The sequence below is a fragment of the Pseudomonas hunanensis genome, assembly GCF_013393325.1.
GTDB classification, from domain to species: Bacteria; Pseudomonadota; Gammaproteobacteria; order Pseudomonadales; family Pseudomonadaceae; genus Aquipseudomonas; species Aquipseudomonas putida_P.
This window is the reverse complement of sequence record NZ_QJRC01000066.1, coordinates 13,598-39,023: the sequence shown is the minus strand read 5'-3', so window position 1 is coordinate 39,023 and position 25,426 is coordinate 13,598. Positions and strand designations below refer to the sequence as shown.

The window sequence follows — 25,426 nt, the reverse complement described above, 5'->3', positions numbered from 1 at the left end:
GACCTGATAATCAGGTAGGAAATTTCACTGCTGCATGTAGGATGGTTCGCCTGTACAGGCGAACCACCTCTCAGCTCAGAGCTTGAACCGCCCCACCAACCCCTGCAGGTGGGTCCCCAGCCGCGCCAGCTCAACGCTGGAGCTGGCCGTCTCTTCGCTGGCCGCCGAGGTCTGGTCAGAAATATCCCGCACATTCATCACGCTGCGGTTGATCTCCTCGGCCACGGCTTTCTGTTCCTCTGCCGCCGTGGCAATCTGCTGGTTCATCGCCTGAATCGACGACACGGTACGGGTGATGGTTTCCAGCGAGCTGCCGGCGCGGCGGGTCAGCTCGACGCTGCTGTCGGTCAGTTGGCGGCTGTTGTCCATCACGCTGGCCACCCGTTGGGTGCCGCTTTGCAGGCCGGCAATCAGCTCTTCGATCTCTTCAGTCGACTGCTGGGTGCGTTGGGCCAGGCTGCGCACTTCGTCGGCCACCACGGCAAAGCCACGCCCGGCCTCACCGGCGCGGGCGGCTTCGATCGCCGCGTTGAGGGCCAGCAGGTTGGTTTGCTGGGCCACCGACTTGATCACGTCGAGCACGCTGCCGATTTTGTCGCTTTCGGCCTTGAGCTGGTTCATCGCTTCGCTGGAGTTGATCACTTCGCCCGCCAGGCGCTCGATCTGCGCCACCGCTTCGCCCACCACCCGGTCGCCTTCACGGGCCTGCTGGTCGGCCATCAAGGCGGCTTCCGAGGCCTGTTCGGCATTGCGCGCTACTTCGTGCACGGTGGCCGTCATCTGGTTCATGGCAGTCGCCACTTGGTCGGTTTCGACCTTCTGGTTGTTGACCCCGGCGCTGGTCTGCTCGGTGACGGCCGACAGTTGCTCGGCAGCGCTGGCGATCTGCGTGACGCCGTCGCCAATGCCGCCGATCAGTTCCCGCAAGCCTTGGGTCATGCGCTGCATGCTGGCCTGCAACTGGCCCAGTTCGTCGCGACGTTGCACTTGCAGGTTCTGGGTCAGGTCGCCACTGGCCACGCGCTCGGCGGCGCGCAAGGTTTGGCGCAGGGGGATGATGATCTGCCGGGTAATGGCCCAGGCGGCCAGCAGGCCGAGGGCTAGGGCCAGCACCGTGGCCACGGCGAGCAGGGTCTTGGCCTGGGCTGCGCCTGCGTCACGTACCTCGGTCTGCGATGTGGTCATCGCCTGGCTGGTCTGCAGCAGCAGCGTACCTTGCTCGGCCATGTGCTGCAGGGCCTGCTCGCTGGCGGCCTGGGCATTGCCGAACTGGGTGACCGCATCGCGGTAGCCGCCCATGGCAGTGGCAGCATCGTCGAGGCCGGCGGCATGTTCGGCCGACACTTTGGCCGGCAATGCGCGCAGCTCGGCCAGGGCCTGGTCGATGGCCTTCAGCGCCGTTTGCTGGAACTCGGCATTGCCGCTGTAGGTGTAGCCACGCACCTGGAAGCGGGCTTGCTGGAGCAGGGCGCTCACCTCCACAGCGTGCTGGTACTGGTTGATATCGCCACCTTGCAGCAGGCCCCGCTGCACGCGGCCGATCAGCTCTGCGGCCTTGTCGGCGCTGTCGCCAAGCACACTACGGCTGGCCTCGCGGCGCTGGCCGGCCTGCTTCAGCTCGTTGAATGCCTGCTGGTAGATGCGCACAGCCTCACGCTGCTGCTCCAGGCGCTGGCGGTCGGCGGGGTGTTCGATCTGCCCGAGCATCAGCTGCACCTGGCGGTCGAGGTTGGCCAGGGCTTTTTCCAGCTCGGCCACCGACGCATCATCACTGCGGCGCTCGTAATGCTGGCGGGCAATGCGCAGTTCCTGGGTGTACTGCTGGATGACCGAGATGTTACCCAGCTTGTCGCCACGGTCGATGATGCTGTCCATGCCGTGCCAGCCGGCCAGGGTAATGGCCAAGGTCAACAGCAGCACCAGGCCGAAGCCCAGCCCCAATTTGCGATTGACGCTCACATTGCCCAGCGATTGGGCTAACCATTGATACATGTACGACTCCCCGGCGGCTTGGCAGCACAAATAGTTGTTGTGTTGCCAAGGCCATCGGCCCCGGGGAGGGAAACTTGATGGGTGAAAAAGGGGCGTTTACGTCAGAAAATACGCGAAAGCAGCGCGGTGACGGCGGTCTCTACCCGTAGGATGCGATCACCCAGTTGCACCGGTGCCAGCCCAGCCTTGCCCAGCAGCTCGATTTCGTAGGGGATCCAGCCGCCCTCGGGGCCAATGGCCAGGGTTACGGCTTGCTCCACGGCACGCGGGCAGGCGGGGTAGGGGCCGGGGTGGCCGACCAGGCCCAGGGTGCCAGTGGCGATGGCGGGTAGCCGATCTTCGACGAAAGGCTTGAAACGTTTCTCGATGATCACCTCGGGCAGCACCGTGTCCCGCGCCTGTTCCAGGCCGAGGATCAGGTTTTCGCGAATGCTCTCGGGCTGCAGGAAAGGCGTTTGCCAGAAGCTTTTCTCGACCTTGTAGCTGTTTACCAGGATCAGCCGTGATACGCCGAGGGTGGCCACGGTCTGGAACAGCCGCCGCAGCATTTTGGGCCGCGGCACCGCCAATATGAGGGTTAATGGCAGCTTGGCCGGTGGTGGCTGGTCGAAGGCTACTTCAAGTTCGGCTTCGTGCTTTTCCAGGCGCAGCACCGTGGCTTTGCCCATCAGGCCGTTGATGCGGCCCACGCGCAGGTTGTCACCCACCGCCACGCGATGGATTTCCTGCATGTGGATGAAGCGTCGGTCGGCGAGAACGACGCGGTCGGCCGAGACGAAGTCGGCCTCTTCAAGAAGCAACAGGTTCACGGTTGGGTCGCAGGTGGCTGGTCGTTGTGGTCGTTGGCTTCTTCGTCGTGGGCACTACGCTTGCGGATCAGGCTGCCGCACAGCACACCGACCTCGAACAGCAGCCACATGGGCACGGCCAGCAAAGTCTGGGAGAAGATGTCCGGCGGGGTGAGGACCATGCCGACCACGAAACAGCCGATGATCACGTAGGGGCGGATCTTCTTCAGGTACTTCACGTCGACCACGCCGATCCACACCAGCAGCACCACCGCCACCGGGATTTCGAAGGCAACGCCAAAGGCGAAGAACAGCGTCATCACGAAGTCGAGGTAGTTGGCGATGTCGGTCATCATTGCCACGCCTGCCGGGGTGGCGGCGGCAAAGAACTTGAACATCAGCGGGAACACCAGGAAATAGGCAAAGGCCATACCGGCGTAGAACAACAGAATGCTCGACACCAGCAGTGGAATGGCAATGCGTTTTTCATGGCGGTACAGCCCTGGCGCGATAAAGCCCCAGATCTGCTGGAGAATGAACGGGATGGCCAGGAACAGCGACACGATCATGGTCAGCTTGAACGGCGTGAGGAACGGCGAGGCCACGTCGGTGGCGATCATCGTCGCGTTGGCCGGCAAATGGTCACGCAGAGGCGCCGAGACCAGGGTGTAGATCTGCTGGGCGAAGGAGAACAGCCCGGCAAAGATCAGGAAAATGACGGCAACGCAGCGCAGCAGGCGGGTGCGCAGTTCGGTCAGGTGCGAAACCAGCGGCATAGGCTGGTCGTGTTCCGGATTCTCGCTCATGGGGCTCGCGGCGGTTGAGGCGGTTCAGAAGGTGCGACCGGGGCGGCAGGTGCTTCGACCGGCCTGGCTTCGAGCCCGGCAGGCGGCTGCACGCTGGCCGTGGTTACCGGCGGCTGCGCGGGTGGCGTCAGCGGGTTGAGGATGCGCTTGGCTTCCTCTTCCATCTGCAGGATGTGCTCGTTGTGCAGCTGCCGGCGGATGTCGTCAGCGCCGATCTCGCGCTCCACTTCCATCTTGATGCTGTTGAAGCTGCGCTTGAGCCGGCCGATCCACAGCCCTGCCGTGCGTGCGGCACCCGGCAAGCGCTCGGGGCCGAGCACCAGCAGGGCGACCAGGCCTACGAGCAGCAGCTCGCTGAAACTGATGCCGAACATGGGTCAGTCTTTCCGCTGCGGCTCTTGGACCGGTTGGGCCTGGCCATCGATGGTGTGGCCTTGCTGCGGCTGCGCGGTGTTTTGCACCGGTGGCACGGGCTGGGCAGGCGGTGGCGTTTGCTCGGCTGGCTTGGTCTCTTCTTCGTTCATGGCCTTGCGGAAGCCCTTGATCGATTCGCCCAGGTCGCTGCCGAAGTTTTTCAGCTTCTTGGTGCCGAACACCAGGACCACGACGACCAACAGGACGATCCAGTGTTTCCAGTCAAAAATACCCATGGTGCTCTCCTAGAATGCTTTGTGCTCAAGCCGAGGGCTGACGCGCGGCCTTTTCATCGTGCCCGGAAAGCCCGAAACGGCGCTCCAGCTCATCGAGTACGGCTTGTGGATGCTGGCCCAGTGCGCTGAGCATCACCAGGCTATGAAACCACAGGTCGGCGGTTTCGTAGATGACATCGCTGTAATCCTTGCTGTGCTCGGCATCCTTGGCAGCAATGATCGTTTCGACCGACTCTTCGCCGAGCTTTTCGAGAATCTTGTTCAGGCCCTTGTGGTACAGGCTGGCCACATAGGAGCTGTCAGGCGCCGCGTGCTTGCGTTCTTCAAGCACTTCGGCCAGGCGGTTGAGGGTGTCGCTCATGTCAGTGTCCTGCGCTGTAGATGGCATCCGGGTCCTTCAGGACCGGGTCGACGATTTTCCACTGGCCGTCTTCATACACGCGGTAGAAGCAGCTTTCACGGCCGGTATGGCAGGCGATATGGCCCAGTTGCTCGACCATCAGGATGATCACGTCGGCGTCGCAGTCCAGGCGCAGCTCATGCAGCTTTTGCACGTGCCCGGATTCCTCGCCTTTGCGCCACAGCTTGCCGCGCGAACGCGACCAGTAGATGGCGCGTTGCTCGGTGGCGGTCAGGGCCAGCGATTCACGGTTCATCCAGGCCATCATCAGCACGCGTCCGGTCTTGTGGTCCTGGGCGATCGCCGGTACCAGGCCATCGCTGTTCCACTTGATCTCGTCCAGCCAGTCTTTCATCGTCGACTCCAAAGCGGGCCCGCTCCTGTACCGGGCCCTTTGCGCTAGTGTGCCAGCCACGGGCGCGGCTGGCTATTGGCGCACGATCAGGTAAAGGCCGGCGGCCAGCATCAGCCAGGCCGGCCAGGCAGCAGGGGCGGCCAGGCTCGCGGCCTCGGCGGCGCCTGCGGCCAATACCGCACCACCGCCGAGCAGGCCGGCACCCAGCAGGCGCAGTGCCCAGCGGTCACCCTGGCGGCGACGCTCCGGCAGTTGCGGGTCGTTCAGGTGCGGCTGCGACAGGCGTTCGAGCAGGTCGCGGGCCATGTTGGCCAGGTGCGGCAACTGCTCGACCTGCCCATGAATGTTGCCGAACACGGCCTTTGGGCTGTAGCGATCGCGCATCCAGCGTTCAAGGAACGGTTTGGCGGTGCTCCACAGGTCCAGGTCAGGGTACAGCTGGCGGCCCAGCCCTTCGATGTTGAGCAGGGTCTTCTGCAGCAGTACCAGCTGCGGTTGTACTTCCATGTTGAAGCGCCGCGCGGTCTGGAACAGGCGCATCAGCACCTGGCCGAAGGAAATATCCTTTAACGGTTTTTCGAAGATCGGCTCGCACACGGTGCGGATCGCCGCTTCGAACTCGTTGACCTTGGTGTGCGCCGGCACCCAGCCCGAATCGATGTGCAACTGGGCGACGCGGCGGTAATCACGCTTGAAGAAGGCAATCAGGTTGCGCGCCAGGTAGTCCTGGTCCTCGGCGGTCAGGCTGCCGACGATGCCGCAGTCGATGGCGATGTACTGCGGGCTCCACGGTTTGACCGTGCTGACGAAGATGTTGCCGGGGTGCATGTCGGCGTGGAAGAAGCTGTCGCGGAACACCTGGGTGAAGAACACCTCCACGCCACGCTCGGCCAGCAGCTTCATGTCGGTGCGCTGGTCGGCCAGGGTGACCATGTCGGTTACCGGTACGCCGTAGATGCGCTCCATTACCAGCACCTTGGGGCGGCACAGGTCCCAGTACACCTGGGGCACGTACATCAGCTCGGAGCCTTCGAAGTTGCGTCGCAGCTGGCTGGCGTTGGCCGCCTCGCGCAGCAGGTCGAGTTCGTCGTAGATGGTCTTTTCGTAGTCGCCGACGATTTCCACCGGGTGCAGGCGACGGGCATCGGCCGAGGCTCGCTCGGCGGCCTTGGCGATCAGGAACAGCCAGGCCAAGTCCTGGGCGATGACCGGCTTCAGGCCCGGGCGTACCACCTTGACCACCACCTCTTCACCGGTTTTCAGGCGGGCGGCATGTACCTGGGCCACCGAGGCCGAGGCCAGTGGCTCGACGTCAAAGCGGCTGAACACCTCGCCGACTTTTGCACCGAGCTGTTCCTCGATCAACGCCACGGCTTTTTGCGGGTCGAACGGTGGCACACGGTCCTGCAGCAGCATCAACTCGTCGGCGATGTCGGTGGGCAGCAGGTCGCGGCGGGTGGACAGCAGTTGGCCGAACTTGATGAAGATCGGCCCCAGGTCCTGCAGCGCCAGGCGCAGGCGCGCGCCACGGCTGAGTTCGGTGGGCTTGCGTGGCAGCCAGCGCCACGGCATCAGCAGGCGCAGGCTGGCCAGCCACCAAGGCAGCAGTGGCTGTTCGAACAACAGGTCATCGAGACGGTAGCGGATCACCACACGCTGGATGCGAAAAAGACGGCGGACGGCGAGCAGCTTCATGCGTTATCGCTGGTATCAAGGGATCGGGAGAGGCGCTTGAGGCGCGCCTCGAGGCGTTCTGTATCGAGCTTCAGGGCATCGAGTTCGCTGAAGGCAGCTTCGGCTTCGCGCTTGCCGACCAGGGTGCGGGACTCTTCGGCCAGGTACTCGGACAGGTTCTGGCTGAAACGTGCCAGGCCTTGGCGGGTCCAGCGTGCACGCAGGCGGATATGGCCGGCCAGCATGGCCGTGGCGACGGGGCCGAGCCAGCGTTGCAGCTCGTGCTCCCAGTCCAGCTCCAGGTCCTGCAGCACGCCGAACAGGTCGAGCAGTACGGCACTGTCGCCATGCAGCTCGACCTGCGGGCTGTGCAGCACAGCGGTCTTGTCCCTGGCCAGGGCCAGCTGCGCCAGGCTGCCAGCCGGGGCACGCAGGCTGCAGTCGACTTCGCCCTCCCAGTGGGCGGCGAGCATCAGGCCGTCTTCATCGGGCAGGATGAACACCTGCAGGGCCGGTTGGCGGCAGTCGATCTCGATGACCTTGCCTTCCAGCGCGGCCAGGCGCGGCAGGGCCGTGCTGTCCATGCGCAGGACGCGGTTCAGGCCATGTTCGACGCTGGCGAGCAGCCCGGCCAGCAGCATCAGGGCTTGATCCCCCGGTGTACGGCAACGATACCGCTGGTCATGTTGTGGTAGGTGACGCGGTCGAAGCCGGCCTCGACCATCATGCTCTTGAGGGTTTCCTGGTCCGGGTGCATGCGGATCGACTCGGCGAGGTAACGGTAGCTCTCGGCGTCATTGGTGATCAGCTTGCCGGCCAGCGGCATGAAGGCGAACGAGTAAGCGTCGTAGGCCCTGGACATCAGCTTGTTGGTCGGCTTGGAGAACTCCAGGATCAACAGGCGGCCACCGGGCTTGAGCACGCGCAACATCGAACGGATGGCTTCGTCTTTGTGGGTGACGTTGCGCAGGCCGAAGGCGATGGTCACGCAGTCGAAGTGGTTGTCCGGGAACGGCAGCTTTTCGGCGTCGGCCTGGACGAACTCGATGTTGCCGGCCACACCACGGTCAAGCAGGCGGTCACGGCCAACCTTGAGCATCGAATCGTTGATGTCGGCCAGTACCACTTGCCCGGTCGGGCCTACCAGGCGCGAGAACTTGGCCGCCAGGTCACCGGTGCCGCCGGCAATGTCCAGTACGCGGTTGCCGCTGCGCACACCCGACAGCTCGATGGTAAAGCGCTTCCACAGCCGGTGCATGCCGCCGGACAGCACGTCGTTCATCAGGTCGTACTTGGCGGCTACCGAGTGGAACACTTCGGCGACTTTCTTCGCCTTCTGGCTTTCAGGCACGTCCTGGTAGCCAAAATGAGTGGTGGGTTCGGCGTGGTCGCCTTTGCGCTGGTCGTTCATATCGCTTCACCGAAAAAAATTACCGCCATTCTAGGGCGAACGGGCGGATTTGTCTTGGCGGGGTGTGCCAGTGGGCAGGGGCGGGCATAATGCCAATTATGTCTACATCTTCAGGAATGCCCGCATGACCCAGATCAGCGTCGAACGCAAACACTCCCTCGGCCGCGATGCCGCCCGCGCCAAGGCCGAAGCGCTGGTCGACAAGCTCAGCCGCGAATATGACCTCAAGGCCACCTGGAACGGTGACCGGGTCGATGTGGCCCGCAGCGGCGCCAATGGCAGTGTGCACATCTTTGATGACAGCATCCGCGTGGAACTGAAGCTGGGCATGATGCTGTCGATGATGAGCGCCACCATCAAGGGTGAAATCGAGCGGGCGCTGGACAAGGCGCTGGCCTGACGCCTGCGGCCTTCAGCTATCGGGGAACGGGATGATGTCCTCGACCTGCTCGAGGCGCAGATCACCCCGGTAGATTTCGTATCGCTCTGCCGGAGCCTGTGCGCGTTGCAAACGCTCCTCGCGGCTCATGGTGTTCGGGAACTTCAAATGGCCTTTGGCAAAGCGCCGTGGGTTGGCATTTGCGCTGGTGTAGTGGAAATGCGCTTCCCAGAGCTTCTGCCTGGGTTCCAGGCGATAAACGTCATAGACATCCAGAAAGTCATTGGCCTTGAGCCTTTTGCGGGCCCTGGTGAGCTTGACCTCGATTTCGTTTGCCTCCAGGAGGAAATGCAGGGCCTTGCTGTCCGGGTGCTGAGTGCCCAGGTAGGCGGTGGTCAAGAGGCGCTTTTTTTCTGCCCGCACTTCGGTAACTGCCAGGTCCAGCCTGGTGGCCAGTGCATGCCCTTGGTCCGGGCCGGCGCGCAACGCGTCGGCGATGTCTGCCATGTCCTGAATGTAGAAATCAAGCTGGTCCGCCAGGCTGTTTGGCCCGTCCAGGTGGCGGGAGGCGTGGGCGATCCTGGTATCTTTCTGAGCCAGCAGGTCGGCGCCGGTGCGGCGCAAGCGCGTGTAGTCGGGTGCTGACGCAGCTTGCGGCACCGCTTCCCAGTGATCACCTTGTTGCTGATAGCGCGCAACCGTTTTTTCGGTCAACGGGTCGACCTGCACGGCTTCGTCGCCGTCCTTGGTTTCTTCGACCACCACTGATTTGCCCCGGCTGGTGCGGATAACCTTGCGTTTCACAGATCGCACTTTGTGGGTCAGCGGCTGTTCGAGCGCTGTTTCCTGCAGATCGGCCGCGGCAGAAGTGGCGGCCAAGTCACGCTCAGTCAGGGTTATCAGTGCATTCAGCTCTGCGATGTATTCGTTGAGTTTGCTGCTGTTCACCGCCGGAATGTTGCGTGAAAGCAAATACTCGGCATTGCCCAGTGACAGTTTGTATTCGCCTAACGCGCTTTCCAGTGGCTCTTTCTGTTCTTCTGGGGCCAGCTGGGCTGCAGCCAGGCTGTCGTGGCTAAGCAGCGCTTCGTGCAGTGGCTTGTTACGCAGGGTTTTATGCGAGAGCAGGACACTTTCGAAGTCCTCCGCAGTTAGCTGATCTCTGCTCACGACCAACTGATACAGGTCGCTCAGGATCTGAGCTCGGACCATCAGTGTGGAATATCGCCGGTTGTTGATGATGACATCGAGCTTCTTGCGTTTGCCAGAGAACTGGATCTGCCCATCTGTCAGTGCCTCGCTGAGGTTGTGGTCAAGGCGTTGGCTGACGTTGAAGAGGCGTCTATGGGTGGCCAGTGCTGCTTCGACCTTCTTGCTGTAGTCCAGGTACAGCTGTGCCTGCTCCTGGCCGAAGGGTAACTGCAAGAGCCGACGTGACTGGTCTTTAAGTGCGGCATAGTCATTCATATCGAGCAGTCGGTGGAACTGATGCAAGTCGGCGGTAAGCAACTGTTCCCACCATTGCCCACGGGCGAAGGAGGCCACTGCGTTGGGGTCGAATCTGGCGTATTTGGGGTCACTCATGCTGGCGAAGAGCTGCGCTTGATTCCTTATCAGCTCGGCCTGTTTTTCGTAGGTGAGGGCGAGCACATCAAAGTTCGCACGTGACTCGTTGCGCAGCGTGCGCAGTGCCCGCCGCCTTGCTTGCAGCTCCTCCGGCAGGTCGTCGAGGGCTGTGTCGGGGTAGGCATCGAGGGATCGCTGAAATGCCAGGTATGCCTCGTCATATGGCTTTACCCGTTGCAGATAGCCGTCGAGGAATATTTCTGTGTTGGTGAGCTTTTTGTCATTCGCCGCTCGGTCTTCCTGCATTTTCTTCAGCGCTTGTTTTTTTTCGTCGATCAGTGCCTTGGCTGTTCTCGGCATACCGCCCGACAGGTGCAAGTCGAGCATCCATTCACCGTTCCAGCGCGTCAGCCAAGGGCCGCGGCTGCGTTCGCGGCCGACAATGTAGTAGCCGTCAGGGGCTGCACCCCATGACTGCGACCATTCGCTGTGACTGACCTGCGGTCCGATGATGCGTACGCCGCTCCAACTTTCTTCGACCTCGTAGGCGACATCCTGCAATTTCACGTAGTAGCGGTCGTCAACCTTGTACAGGCCCCGCAGACGGCCGCTGGCCAGCGCAGTCTGCTCGTTAAGGCTGATCTTGGCGCGTAAGGTGGCGAGCGCCGCACGGGCTTCGCGGGGCAGGTTGCCGAGCCGTTGGTCGTGGCCCCATTGGCTGATGTGGATTGGTGCGGGCCGGGACTGCTCGGCAGGAGCTTGCCAGGTTTCCTGTTCGGACGGCTGCTGTGCATTTGCGCTGCGAGCACGGCGCGGTTCGGGCTGAAGCGGCAGTTCAGCTTCGTGCTCGGCAGTACCGGGCCCGTGGGCCAGCAGCATGGCCAGGTTCAGCAGGATGTCGGCACCGGCGAGCAACTTTTCTTCGTCGCTACCCTGGGTCAAGGCTGTCAGGTCATCCTTGATGGCGAGCAGGGCTTCCACCAACCAGGCCAGCAGACCTGCCGGCCCACGCAGCAGTGGCGTGACCGTGTTGAACGCCAGCCATGCGAGCCGCACGACCAAAGCCCAGCGTTGCTGGGCATTGGAGAGGCTCTGCCGTGAGGCCAGTAGCAGGAGAACGCTCGCCCTGGCCTGGTACATCGAACTGTCCACATCGCCTGACCATGGCGTGAAAGCCAATGTGGCAGGTGCTCGCAAGCGCTCGAGGGCATCAGCGGCCAGCCCAGGGCCAGGTCCCAACAGGTGGGCCAGTTCAGCGAGACCAGCATGCAAGTGTGGGTGGGTGAAACCATCATTGGCATAAATGGGGCGGGCATCGTCATCCAGCCAGTCAAGGACTTCTTGCTGCAGGGTGTGTTCGGTCCGAATGCTCGTCATCAATTGGCTGCGGCTGTCGAACTGCCTGATGGCCTGCCTGGCAAGCAAGGGCCGGTAGAGTATCCAGGCCCCAGTTGCGGGTACTTCGATGACGAACATGCCATGCACCAGGTTGGTCTTTGGGCCACCCGGCACGCTGCACAATGACAGTGGCCCCATCTTCAGCGATGTACTGGCATGGGCTTCACGGCGGCAAAAATCCGCAACGGCCTGCCAGGTGCGCTCGTTCAACTGCCCCGTGATCTTGGCCTGTAGCGCGCTAAGCAGTAGCGCAACACGCCATTCTTCAGCAAAGCGCTGGCGACGTTCGTCGTTCTCAGAACCCGTCTGCAACTGGTCGTGGACATACTTCGGGTACTGGCCTCCGACATCCACGGCAGTGATCAGTGCATCGACATAATCAAGGTCCATCCAACTGCCGGGCGGCTGTTGCCCGGCCAGTTGAACCGCCGAAGCCACCTGGTCGCTACCCAATGGCAAACGTGAGATGGCCAGCTCGGTCAGGCTGATGGTTTTCAGGTACTCAAGCTTCGCGGGCCCCATGGAGGACACCTGCACGACTTGTGAAATCGTGATCTGCACCTGGTCAGGGTCGCAAAGCGGCTGGTTCGGGTAGTCATGACGCATTTGCTCGCGCAGGCGGCGAGCCGTGTAGTGCTGCAAGTCTTCGATCCCGTCCAGGGAGGTTTCACCGCGTGCCAGCATGTGCCCTGCCGTTAGCTCCAGCAGTGCCATGTGGTATTGGAAGCGGTCAGTTGCCGTGGCTTTTTCAAGCCAGTCAGGCAGCGTGATCGAGGGTGCCGACCGTTCGATACGAAAGCTCGCCGGGAATATCGATGAGGGGTCGCTCAGCTTGCTGAATACGCGCTCCAGATCAACAACCTGTTCGATAGTGCCAAGCTGCACCCGGTCAATCTTTTGCAGCAGGCCGTTGAGCAATTGCCGGGCCTGATAGGCGAACGGGTCTTCGGTCAATGCCGCGCAGGCCCAGGTCATCGTATCGAACGCATGGTGCTCGGAAAGCTCGTCGCGCAGGGCGGCGGCGAACGCGCTGAGCCCGTTGAAACCGCGCACGGTACCGGAGGGGCTGCACCACAGAACCAGATCGCGTGCATCTTTTTTGCCCGTGATGAGCAGGTCCGGCAACACCTCATGGGCCACGTTGCCTGGGTTGCCGAGCGAAACCTGCAAAGCCTGTACGTCTACCGTTGTATGGGATCGAGCGAGCAGGGTGTACAGCAAGGCCTTCTGATCACTGTCCAGGCCTTGGTGCTCAAGCGTGGCGAGCAGTGCGGCCTTGAGTACCTGTTGCATCCACTGAAGGCGGGTTACGTCCGAGTCACCGTCGCGGCCGTTCCAGTAACTGATCTGTGCCTGCTGAAATGTCTCGCAAAGGGTTGCCAGCACATCGTCGTAGTCAGTGTTCAGGTCGGCCATGCGAATATCGATGGCCGGCGCGACATGCTGGGGGCGAAAGACGGTTGGTGGGTTCAGGCTGAGCTGATCCGTGGGCTCGAGCGCCATGGGCTGGCCGCTGAGCAAATGTTCGAGCAGTGTGTCCACCAAGTTGCTTGGCTGTGCAGGTAGCTCTTCATCCAGGCTATGCAGGATGCTGAAGCCCGCTATGGAGCGCAGCTCTGGGTGGTTTTCGCGGGTCCATGGGTAGCGTGCCACGAGTGCGTCGTAACCTGCGCTGGCTACGACTTCGCGCAGGCTGGGGCGGTTGGCGAACTGCTGCGCTACCTGTTGCTTGAATGATAGGTATGCCAGGGGCAGTGATTGGGGCATGGTTTGTGGCTCCGGTCAAAGGGAGCCGAATGCTGAAACGCCAACCTGAAGCAGTGGCGGTAGATAAGTCAGCGTGGCGATCTTAGGGTGAAGATTCTAATTACAGCCTCTACCTTATGCTCAAGCCCAGCCTCCATGGGCGGTTCCTCCTCCACTCATGAGCATGAGGTACAGAGCATGGCCAAAGTGACTGTGAAGAAAAAGGACGACGCCCTGGGTACGCTGGGCGAAGTGCGCGGCTACGCGCGCAAGATCTGGCTGGCTGGCATCGGCGCTTATGCGCGCGTGGGCCAGGAAGGCTCCGATTATTTCCAGGAGCTGGTCAAGGCCGGCGAAGGCGTCGAGAAGCGTGGCAAGAAACGTATCGACAAAGAGCTCGATGCTGCCAACAACCAGATCGATGAAGCCGCTGAAGAAGTCAGCCGCGTACGCGGCAAGGTAGAGATTCAACTCGACAAGATCGAAAAAGCTTTCGACGCACGGGTAGGGCGCGCCTTGAATCGCCTCGGCATTCCGTCTAAACATGACGTTGAGGCGTTGTCGATCAAGCTTGAACAGCTGCACGAACTGCTTGAACGCGTCGCGCACAAACCATAAGGAGAGCAGGATGGCTGGCAAGAAGAACACCGAAAAAGAAGGCAGCTCCTGGGTCGGCGGGATCGAGAAATACTCCCGCAAGATCTGGCTGGCGGGGCTGGGTATCTATTCGAAGATCGACCAGGACGGCCCGAAGCTGTTCGACACGCTGGTGAAAGATGGCGAGAAGGCCGAGAAGCAGGCGAAGAAGACGGCTGAAGAAGTAGCCGAATCCGCCAAATCATCGACCACTTCGCGTGTGTCTGGTGTGAAGGACCGTGCGCTGGGCAAGTGGAGCGAGCTCGAAGAGGCTTTCGACAAGCGTCTGAACAGCGCCATCTCACGCCTGGGCGTGCCGAGCCGCAACGAGATCAAGGCCCTGCATCAGCAGGTGGATAGCCTGACCAAGCAGATCGAGAAACTGACCGGTGCTTCGGTTACGCCGATATCGTCGCGCACTGCCGCGGCCAAACCGGCTGCGAGCAAGGCAGCAACCAAGCCATTGGCCAAGGCCGCAGCGGCCAAGCCTGCGGCGGCAAAACCTGCAGCTAAAACTGCGGCGGCCAAACCTGCGGCCAAGCCAGCAGCCAAACCCGTGGCAGCCAAGCCTGCGGCGAAACCGGCAGCAGCCAAACCAGCGGCAGCGAAGAAACCCGCAGTGAAGAAGGCACCGGCCAAACCGGCAGCCGCGAAGCCTGTAGCTCCAGCGGCCAGCGCCGCACCGGCCGCGACCGCAGCACCGGCACCTGCCGCCGCCCCGGCAAGCAGCACGCCGTCGGCTCCGACTGGCACCGGTACCCTGATCTGATACTGCGTCGCCTTCTTCGCGGGCTTGCCCGCTCCCACAGGTACAGTGCCGATCAGCAGGTCAGCGCAGGCCCTGTGGGGGCGGGCATGCCCGCGAAGGCCTCTGCGCCGAAACAGCAGGTTTATCCTTCCAGATAGCGCACCGCCAATTGCTCTGCCGCCGCCCGTGCCTGCGCCTGCAGATGCGGCGCCACCAGCATCATCACCTGGTACACCACGATCCCCACATCCCCCTCGCGCCCCAGCACCCGCTGGTAATCCAGCGAAAACATCAGCGTCAATGTGATCTGCTCCACCAGTTGCCCCAGCGCCTGGGTCTCACTCTCTACCAGCCCCTGGCCCTTGAGGCTGGCCAACAGCGCCGCGAGTGTGCGTTTGAGCGCATTGATCAGGCCGCGCATGCCACGGGCCAGCTTGGGCAGGCGCCCGGTCAGGTTGGACAGGTCCTGGAACAGGAAGCGGTACTGTGACATGCGCTCGACGATCAAGTGCAGGAACAGCCAATAGTCCTCGGCATCCAGGCGCACATCCAGGGGAGGGTCGAGCAAGGGCATCAGCGCTTCCTCGAAACGCTCGAAAAGGCCCAATACCAAGGGTTCCTTGCCATGGAAGTGGTAATACAGGTTGCCTGGGCTGATGCCCATTTCGTTGGCAATTTCCAGGGTGGAGACGTTGGGTTCGCCCTGCTGGTTGAACAGCTGCAGGGCGCATTCCAGGATACGGTCGCGGGTTTTCATCCAGTCAGCATGCTCATCGGGTCAGCACATAGGTGCCTGGCGCGGGGCCTAGCGGTGGGTAAGTGGTATTGCCCAGCTCGCTGCGCGGCGCCTTGAGCGGGCCGGAGCGTGCAGTGATCCATTCCAGCCACAACGGCCACCAGCTGCCTTCGCTGCGTTTGGCGTCGTGGAACCAGGCGCGGGGGTCGCTGCTCAGCCTGGGGTTGGCCAGGTAGTAAGCCTTGGGGTTGCCGGGCGGGTTGATGATGCTCTGGATATGCCCGCTGTTGGCCAGCACGAAGCGCCGCTCGCCACCCAGCAGCAAGGCCGAGCGGTACACCGCGTCCCATGGGGTGATGTGGTCGTTGCTGCCGGCCACGGTAAAGCTGTCCAGGTTGACCTGCTGCAGGTCGATGGGCGTGCCGCACACTTCCAGCCCGGCCGGGTAGGTCAAGGGGTTGAGCTTGAAGAACTCCAGCAGGTCGCCATGCAGCGCGGCGGGCAGGCGCGTGCTGTCGGCGTTCCAGTACAGGATATCGAAAGCCGGCGGTGTCTTGCCGAGCAGGTAGTTGTTGACCCAGTAGTTCCAGATCAAGTCGTTGGGCCGCATCCAGGCAAAGATCCGTGCCACCTCGCCACCGTCCAGCACGCCGCGCTGATAGGAGCGGCGTTTGGCGGCTTCGATGGTCTGCTCATCGGCGAACAGGCTGGCTGGGCTTTCGAACTTGCTGTCCAGCAAGCTGACCAGGTAGGTGGCGCTGCGCACGCGACGCAACTGATTCTTGGCTTGCAGGTGGCCCTGCAGCGCAGCCATGGTCAGGCCACCGGCACAGGCGCCCATCAGGTTGGGGTCACGGTTGCCGCTGATGCTGCGGCAGGCATTCAGTGCTTCTCCCAGGGCCTGCACGTAACTGGAAAGGCCCCATTCGCGGTGGCGTGGGTCGGGGTTGCGCCAGCTGACCATGAACACCTGCAAGCCGTTCTTGAGCATGTACTGGACGAAGCTGTTGGTCGAGCTGAGGTCGAAGATGTAGAACTTGTTGATCTGTGGCGGCACCACCAACAGAGGGCGGGCGTGCTGCGTCTCGCTCAGCGGCTTGTACTGGATCAGCTCCAAAAGCTCATTGCGAAAAACCACGGCGCCAGGCGTCGCGGCGAGATTGCCGCCCACCTCGAACGCACGCTCGTCCACCTGGCGCGGCAGGCCATCGTTGTGGCGCAAGTCTTCAAGCAGGTGGGCTACGCCACGCACCAGGCTCTGACCGCCGGTGTTGAGCAGCTCCTTGATTGCCAGCGGGTTGAGCAGTGAGTTGCTGGGGGCCAGCGCATCGTTGATCAGGTTGAACAGGAAATGGGCGCGTGCTCGATCATCGTCGTTCAAGTGGCTTTCATCGATCCACTGGCGCGTCTGTTTCTGCCAGGCCAGATAGGCCTGCAGGCCACGGCGGTAGAACGGGTTCTGGCTCCAGGTCGGGTCACTGAAGCGCGCGTCACGTGGGTTTGGCTGGTAGGGCGTGTCCCCCAGCATCACCCGCCCCAGTTGCCCGCCAAGCGCCAGTAGATGGTGCGCGGTATGCAGCGGGTGGCGCAGGCCGTGGCGGCCGACGTTGCGCAACGTGGACAGCAGGTCGCGGCCGCGCAGGCCGAGGATGGCGTTCTGCACGTTCATGCGGGTGGCGGGGAGCGTTGTCGATCCTTTGCCCGGTTTGTCTTTCATGGCAACACTCCCTCGTTCTGGCCATGGCGCCGCCTCGCGGGCAAGCCCGCGCCTACACGCCCGAAGCCGGGCGAGGGTGCATGACTGCGCGCTGACGTTCTTGCTGCAGAAACTTCATGATGATGGGGGCGACGGCCTCGGCCCGGGTGATCAGGAACAAATGGCCGTCGTCGATAATGTGTAGCTGGGCATTGGGAATCCGCCAGGCCAGCAGGCGCATGTTGATCAGCGGGATCAGCGGGTCGTCGTCGCCGGCCAATACCAGGGTGGGCTGCTGGATCTTGTGCAGCCAGTGGATGCTGGTCCAGCCAAGCCCGGCGAACAGCTGCCAGTAGTAACCCAGCTTGCCGCCAGAGCGCACCTTGGCGGCATGGTGCATGGCCAGGTCCGGGTCGCGCCGGAAGCCGCCGCCATAGATCATCGGCGCAATGCGTATGACATGCGACGGCTGCACGTAGCGGCGGGGGCTGGCCATCATCCACAGCACCTTGGGCTTGCCTGGCACCATGACCGCGCCAGCAGCGGTGGCGGCCAGCACCAGCTTCTTGCAGCGCTCGGGGTAGTCGTGCGCGAACTGCTGGGCCAGGGCGCCGCCCCAGGACACGCCGATGACGTTGACCTGGCCGTAGTCGAGGTAGTCGAGCATCCGTGCCGTCAGCTTGGCCAGCCCAGGGAAGCGATACGGGTGGCGTGGGGTGGACGAGCCACCGACACCGGGCACGTCGAAAGCGATGACTTCCAGGTCCGGGTCCAATGCTTCGATGAACGGAAACACCAGCTCCAGGTTGGCGCCGATGCCGTTGAAGATCAGCAACGGCGTCAGGTGCGGCTTGCCCGGGCGGACGGCGGTGCGGATGGACTGGTCGTCCAGCTCGACGGTCCTGAAAATGTAGGGTTGCGGCATGCGCGTGACTCTTGGGTGAAGTAAACACCGTGGCGCCCCGCAGGTGGCCACGGCGCTGCTACTCAACGTTCGTGAACGTACGTGCCTGGGGAGGCCTCGCCGGCAGCGTAGGCACGGTTGCCCAGGCGGGTGGGCGCCTTTTTCAGCGCGCCGGCACGCTCGCCCAGCCAACTTTGCCAGTGCAACCACCAGGAGTCGGCATGCTTGGTGGCGTTTTCCTGCCAGGCCACTGGGTCGCCTGGGCGGTCGGCACCGGTCATGAAGCGTGCCTTGGGGTTGCCCGGCGGGTTGAGGATGCTCTGGATATGCCCGCTGTTGGACAGCACGAACTCGATCTTGCCGCCAAACAGGTGTGCCGAGCGGTAGCACGACTGCCAGGGGGTGATGTGGTCGTTGGTGCCGGCAAGGCTGTAGATGTCGCATTTGACCTGCTTCAGGTCGATTGCGGTGCCGCACACTTCCAGGGCTTCGGGGCGCGTCAGCGGGTTGCTCTTGAACATTTCGATCAGGTCGCCGTGGAAGGCGGCCGGCAGGCGCGTGGTGTCGTTGTTCCAGAACAGGATGTCGAACACCGGCGGTTCATTGCCGAGCAGGTAGTTGTTGACCCAGTAGTTCCAGATCAAGTCATTGGGGCGCATCCAGGCGAACACCTTGGCCATTTCGCTGCCTTCCAGCACGCCTGCCTGGTAGGAGTGGCGCTTGGCGGCCTCCAGGGTCTGCTCGTCGACGAACAATGCAACCTGGTTGTCCATGGTGGTGTCGAGCACGCTGACCAGCAGGGTCAGGGCGTTGACCTTGTTTTCGCCAATGGCGGCATAGTGACCCACCAGTGCGGTGCAGGTGATGCCGCCAGAGCAGGCACCGAGCATGTTCAGGTCCTTGCTGCCGGTAATCGCCAGCACCGCGTCGACTGCTTCTTTGAGCGCATCGATGTAGGTGGACAGGCCCCACTCGCGCTGGGCCTTGGTCGGGTTGCGCCAGCTGATGATGAAGGTCTGCTGCTGCGAGCGCAGGCAGAAGCGTGCCAGGCTTTTTTCCGGGCTCAGGTCGAACACGTAGAACTTGTTGATCTGCGGCGGTACCACCAGCAGCGGGCGAGCGTGTACCTGCTCGGTGATGGGGCTGTACTGGATCAGTTCCAGCACATCGTTGCGGTACACCACCGCGCCTTCGCTGGTACCCAGGTTCTTGCCCACTTCGAAGGCATCCATGTTCACCTGGCTGGGCATGCCGCCATTGTTGACCATGTCCTTGGCCAGGTTTGACAGGCCATCGAGCAGGCTCTTGCCGCCTGTTTCGAAGAAACGTTTGACCGCGGCCGGGTTGGACAGGGTATTGGTCGGCGCCATGGCCTCGGTCATCAGGTTGATGACGAACTGGCCGCGGCTGATGTCCTGGGGTGACAGGTCGCTGCTGCCGATCCAGTCCTGTAGTTCATTGCGCCAGGCCAGGTAGGTTTGCAGGTAGCGGCGGTACAGTGGGTTGTTGCTCCAGGCCGGGTCGTTGAAGCGACGGTCGTCGCCTTCCGGGGCCAGGTTGGACTTGCCCAGCAACACGTTCTTCAGTTCCAGGCCAAAGTGGGCCACATGCTTGGCGCTGTGCAGCGGTTGGCGCACGGCCTGGCGCAGCACAGTGCGTGCCGAGCTCAACAGGTCCTTGCGGCGAATGCCGATGACCGGGTTCAGCCCCAGGGTGTTTTCCGAGGCCTGCCGCTGCAGCTCATCGTTGTTCTTGTTACTCATCTACGACGCTCCGTTGTCCTGAGACGAGTACCGGTTGCCGTGGCGGGTGCACAGCGCTGAGCCCGGTACTGCTACTCGGGTGACCAGTGATAAGGAACAGCGGTGCTGCGGGGGTTCTGACGACCTGCAAAGTGATGCAGGGAACTTGCCACACCCATTGGTTACCCGACTTTCATGTAATGCGCAAGACAGCCCCTCACTGGGCTGTCTGCAAGCCATTCAAACAGATGAATTTAGAAAATGCGCTCTAAACCCCGCAGGCCTTGCGCTAGAGCATCAGTTTGACCACCGACTCGGCCGGGTCGCGGGATTTGCCGGCCTTGTGCAGCTCGTCGAGGTATTCCGCCCACAGCTGTTCCTGGCGCAGGCACAGCTGCTCGAGGTATTCCCAGGTGAACAGACCGCTGTCGTGGCCGTCGTCGAAGGTCAGTTTCAGTGCATATTGGCCGGCGGGTTCGAGGCCGACGAGGCCGACGTTGATCTTGCCGAACTGCAGAATGGGGTTGCCGTGGCCCTGGACTTCGGCGGAGGGGGAGTGCACGCGCAGGAATTCGGCGGGCAGTTGGTAGACCTCGCCGGGGGCGTAGGTGAGGCTGAGGGTTTTCGAGGCTTTGTGCAGGTTGATGGCAGTGGGCAGGCGGGCCATGGGCAGAATCTCTCGGGAGCTGATGAAGCACAGCTTCAGGAGATTTGGGGGAATGTGCAAGGGGGCCGCAAAGCGGCCCCCTGCGGTATTACAGGATGTAACGCGACAGGTCTTCGTTCTGCGCCAGCTCACCCAGGTGGCTGTTCACGTACGCCGCGTCGATCTGGATCGGCGCTTCGTCGTGGGTGCTGGCCAGGTCGCCCGCGCTGAACGACACCTCTTCGAGCAAACGCTCGAGCAGGGTGTGCAGGCGACGGGCACCGATGTTCTCGGTCTTCTCGTTGACCTGGTAGGCAATCTCGGCCAGGCGCTTGATGCCGTCAGCCTGGAACGCGATGTTCAGGCCTTCGGTCTTGAGCAATGCCTGGTACTGCTCGGTCAGCGACGCGTGCGGTTCTTGCAGGATGCGCTCGAAGTCTTCTGGGGTCAGCGCCTTCAGCTCCACACGAATTGGCAGGCGGCCTTGCAGTTCAGGCACCAGGTCGCTCGGTTTGCTCAGGTGGAACGCGCCCGAGGCAATGAACAGGATGTGGTCGGTCTTGACCATGCCCAGCTTGGTGTTGACGGTGCAGCCTTCGATCAGCGGCAGCAGGTCGCGCTGTACGCCTTCACGGGACACGTCGGCACCGCCAACGTTGCCACGCTTGGCCACTTTGTCGATTTCGTCGATGAACACGATACCGTGCTGCTCGACTGCTTCCAGGGCCTTGGCCTTGAGTTCTTCCTCATTGACCAGGCGGCTCGCTTCTTCATCGCGAACCATCTTAAGCGCTTCTTTCACCTTCAGCTTGCGCGCTTTGCGCTTGCCCTTGCCCATGTTGGCGAACAGGCTCTGCAACTGGTTGGTCATTTCTTCCATGCCGGGCGGTGCAGCAATTTCCACGCCTACGGCATCGGCCACTTCGATCTCGATTTCCTTGTCGTCCAACTGGCCTTCGCGCAGGCGCTTGCGGAACAGTTGGCGCGTGTTGGAGTCGCTGCTGGTCTGTGCGGCTTCCTCGCTGAAGCTGGTGACGCGCGCTTGTGGCAGCAGGGCATCGAGAATGCGGTCTTCGGCGGCATCTTCGGCGCGGTGGCGTACGCGGATGATTTCTTGCTCGCGCAGCATTTTCAGCGCGGCATCAGCCAGGTCACGGATGATCGACTCGACGTCGCGGCCCACATAGCCCACCTCGGTGAACTTGGTGGCTTCGACCTTGAGGAACGGCGCGTTGGCCAACTTGGCCAGGCGGCGGGCGATTTCGGTCTTGCCGACGCCGGTAGGGCCGATCATCAGGATGTTCTTCGGGGTGACTTCGGCACGCAGTTCGGCAGGGAGCTGCATGCGCCGCCAGCGGTTGCGCAGGGCAATGGCCACGGCGCGCTTGGCGTCGTCCTGGCCGATGATGTGGCGGTTGAGTTCGTGGACGATCTCGCGGGGGGTCATGGACATGATCAATAGGGTCCTTGGGCAGATGAGTCAGCGTGGAAAAACCCCTTCACCGGGAAGGGGCGCCAGAACAGCTGAATCAGTCGGCCAGGTCCTGCTCCTCGATGGTCAGGTTATGGTTGGTGAACACGCAGATGTCGCCGGCGATGTTCAGGGCGGTTTCAGCGATTTCGCGTGCCGAGAGGTCAGTCTTGTTCAGCAGGGCGCGGGCGGCGGCCTGTGCATAGGCGCCGCCGGAACCCATGGCGATCAGGCCATCTTCGGGCTCGACCACGTCACCGTTGCCGGTGATGATCAGGGAGGCGTCCTTGTTAGCCACGGCCAGCATGGCTTCCAGGCGGCTCAGGGAGCGGTCTGTACGCCATTCCTTGGCCAGCTCGACGGCGGCGCGGACCAGGTGGCCCTGGTGTTTTTCCAGCTGGCCTTCAAAGCGTTCGAACAGGGTGAAGGCGTCGGCGGTAGCACCGGCGAAGCCCGCAATGACCTGGCCGTGGTACAGGCGGCGCACCTTTTTGGCGTTGCCTTTCATCACGGTGTTGCCGAGGGATACCTGGCCGTCGCCGCCCATGACGACTTTGCCGTTACGGCGGACAGAAACGATGGTGGTCAAGGGGAGAGTCTCCACGCAGCGGGGCGAAAGTGCCTGATGCAGACTCATATGGGGGTGGGGGGAAGGATTTCAACCGTGGGGGATGAATGGTTGGTCCGGTCTTCGAACCGGGCACGGTCGATGTAGGAGCGGCCTTGTGTCGCGAAAGGGCCGCAAAGCGGCCCCAGCGATTCATGCGTGATGCAGAGACCCTGGGGCCGCTGCGCGGCCCGTTCGCGACACAAGGCCGCTCCTACACAAAGCAAGTTCGCGCTTTGTCAGGCCTCGTGGCAGACGTGCCCATCGACCAAGGTATAACGCACGGCACTGGGCAGGCAGTGGCCGATGAACGGGCAGTTCTCGCCGCGCGAGAACCACTGCTCGCCGGCAACGGTGGAGGCTTGCGGGTCGAACAGCACCAGGTCGGCCGCCCCACCCACTTTCAGCTCGCCGGCTGGCAAGCGCAAGGCGGCAGCCGGGCCGCTGCTCAGGCGGGCGAGCAAGGTTGGCAGGTCGAGCAGGCCATCCTGCACCAAGGTCATGGCCAGCGGCAGCAGCAACTCGACGCTGCTGATACCCGGCTCGGTGGCGCCGAACGGGGCCAGCTTGGCGTCGCGCTCATGCGGCTGGTGGTGGCTGGAAATCGCCTGAATCACCCCCGACTTCACTGCCTCGCGCAGGCCGTCACGGTCGGCTGCGGTGCGCAGCGGCGGCTGCACGTGGTACAGGCTGGAGAATTCGCGCAGCGACTCGTCGGTGAGGATCAGCTGGTACAGCGCCACATCGGCCGTCACCGGCAGGCCCAGGGCTTGGGCTTGGGCGATCAGCCGCGCGCCACGGGCGCTGGTGATCTGGCTGAAGTGCGCACGCACACCACTCTGCTCCACCAGCAACAGGTTGCGCGCCAGGGCCACGGTTTCGGCGCTTTCCGGGATGCCCGGCAGGCCAAGGAAGCTGGCCATGGCACCTTCGTGGGCCAGGCCGCCCTGTGCCAGGTCGCGGTCCTGGGAGTGGAACACCACCGTCAGATCGAAGGTGGCCGCGTACTCCAGGGCACGAGCCAGGGTACGGTTGTTGGGGATTTCCTTCAGGCCGTTGCCGAATGCCACGCAGCCGGTGTCACGCAGGGCCACCAGCTCGGCCAGTTGCTCGCCCTCCAGGCCTTTGGTCAGGGCGCCGATCGGGTAGACCTTGCTGTTGGCCGCTTCGCGGGCACGGTCTAGGATCAGCTCGGCCACCGCCGAGGTGTCCAGCACCGGCTTGGTCTGCGGCGGGCAGCACAGGCTGGTAACGCCGCCGGCCACGGCCGCGCGGGTTTCACTGGCGATGTTGCCTTTGCGGCTGTAACCCGGCTCGCGCAGGGAAACGCCAAGGTCGACCAGGCCGGGCGCGGCGACCAGGCCATCGGCCTGGATCGTGCGGCTGGCGCTGAAACCGGCCGGGGCGGCGCCGATGGCGGTAATGCGGCCGCCCTCCAGGTGCAGGTCGGTGACTTGGTCCAGGCCGCTGTTGGGGTCGATGACCCGGGCGCCGAGAATACTGATGGTCACTGGGCGTTCTCCTGGTCGAATTGACGTTGCGCGTTCTGCCCGCTCATGGCCATGGACAACACGGCCATGCGCACGGCGATGCCGTAGGTGACCTGGTTGAGGATCACCGAGTGCTTGCCGTCGGCCACTGCAGACTCGATTTCGACACCACGGTTGATCGGGCCTGGGTGCATGACGATGGCGTCGGGCTTGGCCCCGGCCAGGCGTGCGGTGGTCAGGCCGAACAGGCGGTAGAACTCGCCTTCGCTGGGTAGCAGGCCACCGGCCATGCGCTCACGCTGCAGACGCAGCATGATCACCACGTCGACGTCTTTCAGGCCTTCGGCGAGGTCGGTGTAGACCTTTACGCCGTACTGCTCGATACCGATCGGGATCAGGGTTTTCGGGCCGATCACGCGAATGTCCGGGCAACCCAGCGCTTTGAGCGCGAGCATGTCGGAGCGGGCCACGCGCGAATGCAGGATGTCACCGACGATGGCCACCGACAGGTTTTCGAAGCTGCCCTTGTGGCGGCGGATGGTGAGCATGTCGAGCATGCCCTGGGTCGGGTGCGCGTGGCGGCCGTCACCGCCGTTGATCACGGCAACGTCCGGGCACACATGTTCGGCGATGAAGTGCGCGGCGCCCGAGTCGGAGTGGCGCACGACGAACATGTCGGCCGCCATGGCTTCGAGGTTGCGCAGGGTGTCGAACAGCGTTTCGCCCTTGCTGGTCGAGGAGGTCGACACGTTCAGGCTGATCACGTCGGCCGACAGGCGCTGGGCCGCCAGTTCGAAGGTGGTACGGGTACGGGTCGAGTTCTCGAAGAACACGTTGCATACGGTCTTGCCGCGCAGCAGCGGGACTTTTTTCACGGCCCGGGCACCGACTTCCAGGAAGGAGTCGGCGGTGTCGAGAATCTCGGTGAGCAGTTCGCGGGGCAAACCGTCGAGCGAGAGGAAGTGGCGCAGCTGGCCCTGATCATTGAGCTGCAGCGGGCGCTTGGCGTCGATTGGCGTCATCGCGGGGGACTCTTAAAGGGCGGAAGCGGAGGCGAGGTCCTGGCGCTCGAGGGCGAGCGGTGCGGGTCCGGTCAATTTTACCCGTTCATGGGCCGCCAGCGACAGGGTGGCGCCAAGCACGTTCGGACGGATTGGCAGTTCGCCGGCATCCAGGTCCAGCAGGCAGACCAGGGTAACGCTGGCCGGGCGGCCATAATCGAACAGCTCGTTGAGCGCAGCGCGAATGGTGCGGCCGCTCATCAGTACGTCATCCACCAGCACCAGGTGTTGGCCTTCGACTTCGAACGGCAGCTCGGACGGACGCACTTGCGGGTGCAGGCCGTTCTGGCTGAAGTCATCGCGGTAGAACGAAACGTCCAGGGTGCCCATGGGGCTGGTGTCGCCCATGGCTTCCTGCAGGGCCTGGGCAACCCAGACACCGCCGGTGCGGATACCGATATAGCGCGGCTCGCTGATGTGACGGCGGGCCAGGTGGGCGCGAAGGTCGACAGCCATCTGCCGGATCAGCTCGGCGGGATTGGGTAGGCTCATTGCGGGCTCCTCGGAAGGGTGCGCCGGGTGGG

General features: G+C 63.0%; 24 protein-coding genes and 1 pseudogene. 3 read left to right on the top strand and 22 right to left on the bottom strand.

The window, feature by feature from the left end:
* Positions 1-75: 75 nt before the first annotated feature.
* From DM807_RS28015 to ubiE, 11 genes and pseudogenes are all read right to left on the bottom strand, one after another.
* Entirely contained in the window at positions 76-789 is a 714-nt protein-coding gene (locus tag DM807_RS28015) for a methyl-accepting chemotaxis protein (protein ID WP_425326922.1), read from the bottom strand.
* A 141-nt stretch (positions 790-930) separates the two neighbouring features.
* Positions 931-1,875, bottom strand: a pseudogene (locus DM807_RS28010) (methyl-accepting chemotaxis protein); the annotation flags it as partial.
* A gap of 218 nt (positions 1,876-2,093) precedes the next feature.
* Positions 2,094-2,801 carry a 16S rRNA (uracil(1498)-N(3))-methyltransferase gene (locus DM807_RS02910; RefSeq protein WP_012274576.1) on the bottom strand — a complete coding sequence of 236 codons (708 nt, stop codon included), beginning with the start codon at positions 2,799-2,801 and terminating at the stop codon, positions 2,094-2,096.
* The gene (tatC, locus tag DM807_RS02905; protein WP_012274575.1) at positions 2,798-3,586 is read right to left on the bottom strand and encodes a twin-arginine translocase subunit TatC; all 789 of its coding nucleotides are present in this window, start codon (positions 3,584-3,586) and stop codon (positions 2,798-2,800) included. The genes DM807_RS02910 and tatC overlap by 4 nt, the downstream gene beginning before the upstream one ends.
* The gene (gene tatB / locus DM807_RS02900) at positions 3,583-3,960 is read right to left on the bottom strand and encodes a Sec-independent protein translocase protein TatB (protein WP_012274574.1); all 378 of its coding nucleotides are present in this window, start codon (positions 3,958-3,960) and stop codon (positions 3,583-3,585) included. Before tatB ends, tatC begins: the two co-directional genes overlap by 4 nt.
* A gap of 3 nt (positions 3,961-3,963) precedes the next feature.
* Positions 3,964-4,236 (bottom strand): twin-arginine translocase TatA/TatE family subunit, encoded by a 273-nt coding sequence (locus tag DM807_RS02895; protein ID WP_012274573.1) that lies wholly within the window; start codon positions 4,234-4,236, stop codon positions 3,964-3,966.
* Positions 4,237-4,261: 25 nt separating this feature from the next.
* A complete protein-coding gene (locus DM807_RS02890; RefSeq protein WP_012274572.1) occupies positions 4,262-4,597 on the bottom strand; it encodes a phosphoribosyl-ATP diphosphatase in 336 nt (111 codons plus the stop codon).
* A 1-nt stretch (position 4,598) separates the two neighbouring features.
* Positions 4,599-4,991: a phosphoribosyl-AMP cyclohydrolase gene (hisI, locus tag DM807_RS02885; RefSeq protein ID WP_012274571.1), complete on the bottom strand. Its 393-nt coding sequence runs from the start codon at positions 4,989-4,991 to the stop codon at positions 4,599-4,601.
* Between the two features lie 72 nt (positions 4,992-5,063).
* Complete coding sequence (gene ubiB, locus DM807_RS02880) at positions 5,064-6,686, bottom strand: ubiquinone biosynthesis regulatory protein kinase UbiB (protein ID WP_012274570.1); 1,623 nt, start codon at positions 6,684-6,686, stop codon at positions 5,064-5,066.
* Positions 6,683-7,306 (bottom strand): ubiquinone biosynthesis accessory factor UbiJ, encoded by a 624-nt coding sequence (locus DM807_RS02875; protein ID WP_012274569.1) that lies wholly within the window; start codon positions 7,304-7,306, stop codon positions 6,683-6,685. The genes ubiB and DM807_RS02875 overlap by 4 nt, the downstream gene beginning before the upstream one ends.
* Positions 7,306-8,076, bottom strand: coding sequence for a bifunctional demethylmenaquinone methyltransferase/2-methoxy-6-polyprenyl-1,4-benzoquinol methylase UbiE (ubiE, locus tag DM807_RS02870; protein WP_012274568.1), 771 nt, complete (start codon positions 8,074-8,076; stop codon positions 7,306-7,308). The genes DM807_RS02875 and ubiE overlap by 1 nt, the downstream gene beginning before the upstream one ends.
* A gap of 124 nt (positions 8,077-8,200) precedes the next feature.
* Between ubiE and DM807_RS02865 the strand changes: the two genes are divergently transcribed.
* Positions 8,201-8,476, top strand: a complete 276-nt coding sequence (locus DM807_RS02865; RefSeq protein WP_012274567.1) for a polyhydroxyalkanoic acid system family protein — start codon at positions 8,201-8,203, stop codon at positions 8,474-8,476.
* Positions 8,477-8,488: 12 nt separating this feature from the next.
* On the opposite strand, the gene DM807_RS02860 is transcribed toward DM807_RS02865, so the two are convergent.
* Positions 8,489-13,186 (bottom strand): DUF6543 domain-containing protein, encoded by a 4,698-nt coding sequence (locus DM807_RS02860; RefSeq protein ID WP_179027035.1) that lies wholly within the window; start codon positions 13,184-13,186, stop codon positions 8,489-8,491.
* Between the two features lie 177 nt (positions 13,187-13,363).
* Between DM807_RS02860 and DM807_RS02855 the strand changes: the two genes are divergently transcribed.
* The gene (locus DM807_RS02855) at positions 13,364-13,783 is read left to right on the top strand and encodes a phasin family protein (RefSeq protein WP_012274565.1); all 420 of its coding nucleotides are present in this window, start codon (positions 13,364-13,366) and stop codon (positions 13,781-13,783) included.
* A gap of 10 nt (positions 13,784-13,793) precedes the next feature.
* Positions 13,794-14,570, top strand: a complete 777-nt coding sequence (locus DM807_RS02850) for a phasin family protein (RefSeq protein WP_179027034.1) — start codon at positions 13,794-13,796, stop codon at positions 14,568-14,570.
* Between the two features lie 121 nt (positions 14,571-14,691).
* On the opposite strand, the gene DM807_RS02845 is transcribed toward DM807_RS02850, so the two are convergent.
* The 10 genes from DM807_RS02845 to pyrR all read right to left on the bottom strand — a co-directional run bounded on the left by DM807_RS02845 (position 14,692) and on the right by pyrR (position 25,394).
* Positions 14,692-15,306 carry a TetR/AcrR family transcriptional regulator gene (locus DM807_RS02845; RefSeq protein WP_012274563.1) on the bottom strand — a complete coding sequence of 205 codons (615 nt, stop codon included), beginning with the start codon at positions 15,304-15,306 and terminating at the stop codon, positions 14,692-14,694.
* Between the two features lie 13 nt (positions 15,307-15,319).
* Positions 15,320-17,002: a class II poly(R)-hydroxyalkanoic acid synthase gene (phaC, locus tag DM807_RS02840; protein WP_179027033.1), complete on the bottom strand. Its 1,683-nt coding sequence runs from the start codon at positions 17,000-17,002 to the stop codon at positions 15,320-15,322.
* Positions 17,003-17,054: 52 nt separating this feature from the next.
* Positions 17,055-17,906 carry a poly(3-hydroxyalkanoate) depolymerase gene (gene phaZ / locus DM807_RS02835; protein ID WP_012274561.1) on the bottom strand — a complete coding sequence of 284 codons (852 nt, stop codon included), beginning with the start codon at positions 17,904-17,906 and terminating at the stop codon, positions 17,055-17,057.
* A gap of 62 nt (positions 17,907-17,968) precedes the next feature.
* A complete protein-coding gene (gene phaC, locus DM807_RS02830) occupies positions 17,969-19,648 on the bottom strand; it encodes a class II poly(R)-hydroxyalkanoic acid synthase (protein WP_060494473.1) in 1,680 nt (559 codons plus the stop codon).
* Between the two features lie 268 nt (positions 19,649-19,916).
* A complete protein-coding gene (locus tag DM807_RS02825; protein WP_012274559.1) occupies positions 19,917-20,294 on the bottom strand; it encodes a gamma-butyrobetaine hydroxylase family protein in 378 nt (125 codons plus the stop codon).
* A gap of 88 nt (positions 20,295-20,382) precedes the next feature.
* Positions 20,383-21,726, bottom strand: coding sequence for an ATP-dependent protease ATPase subunit HslU (gene hslU / locus DM807_RS02820; protein ID WP_012274558.1), 1,344 nt, complete (start codon positions 21,724-21,726; stop codon positions 20,383-20,385).
* A gap of 76 nt (positions 21,727-21,802) precedes the next feature.
* Positions 21,803-22,333: an ATP-dependent protease subunit HslV gene (gene hslV / locus DM807_RS02815; protein WP_003249309.1), complete on the bottom strand. Its 531-nt coding sequence runs from the start codon at positions 22,331-22,333 to the stop codon at positions 21,803-21,805.
* 257 nt (positions 22,334-22,590) lie between these two features.
* Positions 22,591-23,862: a dihydroorotase gene (locus DM807_RS02810; protein ID WP_071984724.1), complete on the bottom strand. Its 1,272-nt coding sequence runs from the start codon at positions 23,860-23,862 to the stop codon at positions 22,591-22,593.
* Positions 23,859-24,863 carry an aspartate carbamoyltransferase catalytic subunit gene (locus DM807_RS02805; RefSeq protein WP_008099987.1) on the bottom strand — a complete coding sequence of 335 codons (1,005 nt, stop codon included), beginning with the start codon at positions 24,861-24,863 and terminating at the stop codon, positions 23,859-23,861. Before DM807_RS02805 ends, DM807_RS02810 begins: the two co-directional genes overlap by 4 nt.
* A gap of 12 nt (positions 24,864-24,875) precedes the next feature.
* Positions 24,876-25,394, bottom strand: a complete 519-nt coding sequence (gene pyrR / locus DM807_RS02800; protein WP_012274556.1) for a bifunctional pyr operon transcriptional regulator/uracil phosphoribosyltransferase PyrR — start codon at positions 25,392-25,394, stop codon at positions 24,876-24,878.
* Between the last annotated feature and the right edge of the window lie 32 nt (positions 25,395-25,426).

Bases quoted from the DNA above. Each gene is read 5' to 3' on its own strand.
- ubiB (WP_012274570.1), bottom strand. From the start codon at position 6,686: ATGAAGCTGCTCGCCGTCCGCCGTCTTTTTCGCATCCAGCGTGTGGTG.
- DM807_RS02805 (WP_008099987.1), bottom strand. From the start codon at position 24,863: ATGACGCCAATCGACGCCAAGCGCCCGCTGCAGCTCAATGATCAGGGC.
- DM807_RS02845 (WP_012274563.1), bottom strand. From the start codon at position 15,306: ATGAAAACCCGCGACCGTATCCTGGAATGCGCCCTGCAGCTGTTCAAC.
- DM807_RS02860 (WP_179027035.1), bottom strand. From the start codon at position 13,186: ATGCCCCAATCACTGCCCCTGGCATACCTATCATTCAAGCAACAGGTA.
- tatC (WP_012274575.1), bottom strand. From the start codon at position 3,586: ATGAGCGAGAATCCGGAACACGACCAGCCTATGCCGCTGGTTTCGCAC.
- DM807_RS02895 (WP_012274573.1), bottom strand. From the start codon at position 4,236: ATGGGTATTTTTGACTGGAAACACTGGATCGTCCTGTTGGTCGTCGTG.
- DM807_RS02865 (WP_012274567.1), top strand. From the start codon at position 8,201: ATGACCCAGATCAGCGTCGAACGCAAACACTCCCTCGGCCGCGATGCC.
- DM807_RS28015 (WP_425326922.1), bottom strand. From the start codon at position 789: ATGAACCAGATGACGGCCACCGTGCACGAAGTAGCGCGCAATGCCGAA.
- DM807_RS02825 (WP_012274559.1), bottom strand. From the start codon at position 20,294: ATGGCCCGCCTGCCCACTGCCATCAACCTGCACAAAGCCTCGAAAACC.
- DM807_RS02855 (WP_012274565.1), top strand. From the start codon at position 13,364: ATGGCCAAAGTGACTGTGAAGAAAAAGGACGACGCCCTGGGTACGCTG.
- DM807_RS02850 (WP_179027034.1), top strand. From the start codon at position 13,794: ATGGCTGGCAAGAAGAACACCGAAAAAGAAGGCAGCTCCTGGGTCGGC.
- hisI (WP_012274571.1), bottom strand. From the start codon at position 4,991: ATGAAAGACTGGCTGGACGAGATCAAGTGGAACAGCGATGGCCTGGTA.
- pyrR (WP_012274556.1), bottom strand. From the start codon at position 25,394: ATGAGCCTACCCAATCCCGCCGAGCTGATCCGGCAGATGGCTGTCGAC.
- DM807_RS02875 (WP_012274569.1), bottom strand. From the start codon at position 7,306: ATGCTGCTGGCCGGGCTGCTCGCCAGCGTCGAACATGGCCTGAACCGC.
- DM807_RS02890 (WP_012274572.1), bottom strand. From the start codon at position 4,597: ATGAGCGACACCCTCAACCGCCTGGCCGAAGTGCTTGAAGAACGCAAG.
- hslU (WP_012274558.1), bottom strand. From the start codon at position 21,726: ATGTCCATGACCCCCCGCGAGATCGTCCACGAACTCAACCGCCACATC.
- phaC (WP_179027033.1), bottom strand. From the start codon at position 17,002: ATGAAAGACAAACCGGGCAAAGGATCGACAACGCTCCCCGCCACCCGC.
- phaZ (WP_012274561.1), bottom strand. From the start codon at position 17,906: ATGCCGCAACCCTACATTTTCAGGACCGTCGAGCTGGACGACCAGTCC.
- tatB (WP_012274574.1), bottom strand. From the start codon at position 3,960: ATGTTCGGCATCAGTTTCAGCGAGCTGCTGCTCGTAGGCCTGGTCGCC.
- phaC (WP_060494473.1), bottom strand. From the start codon at position 19,648: ATGAGTAACAAGAACAACGATGAGCTGCAGCGGCAGGCCTCGGAAAAC.
- ubiE (WP_012274568.1), bottom strand. From the start codon at position 8,076: ATGAACGACCAGCGCAAAGGCGACCACGCCGAACCCACCACTCATTTT.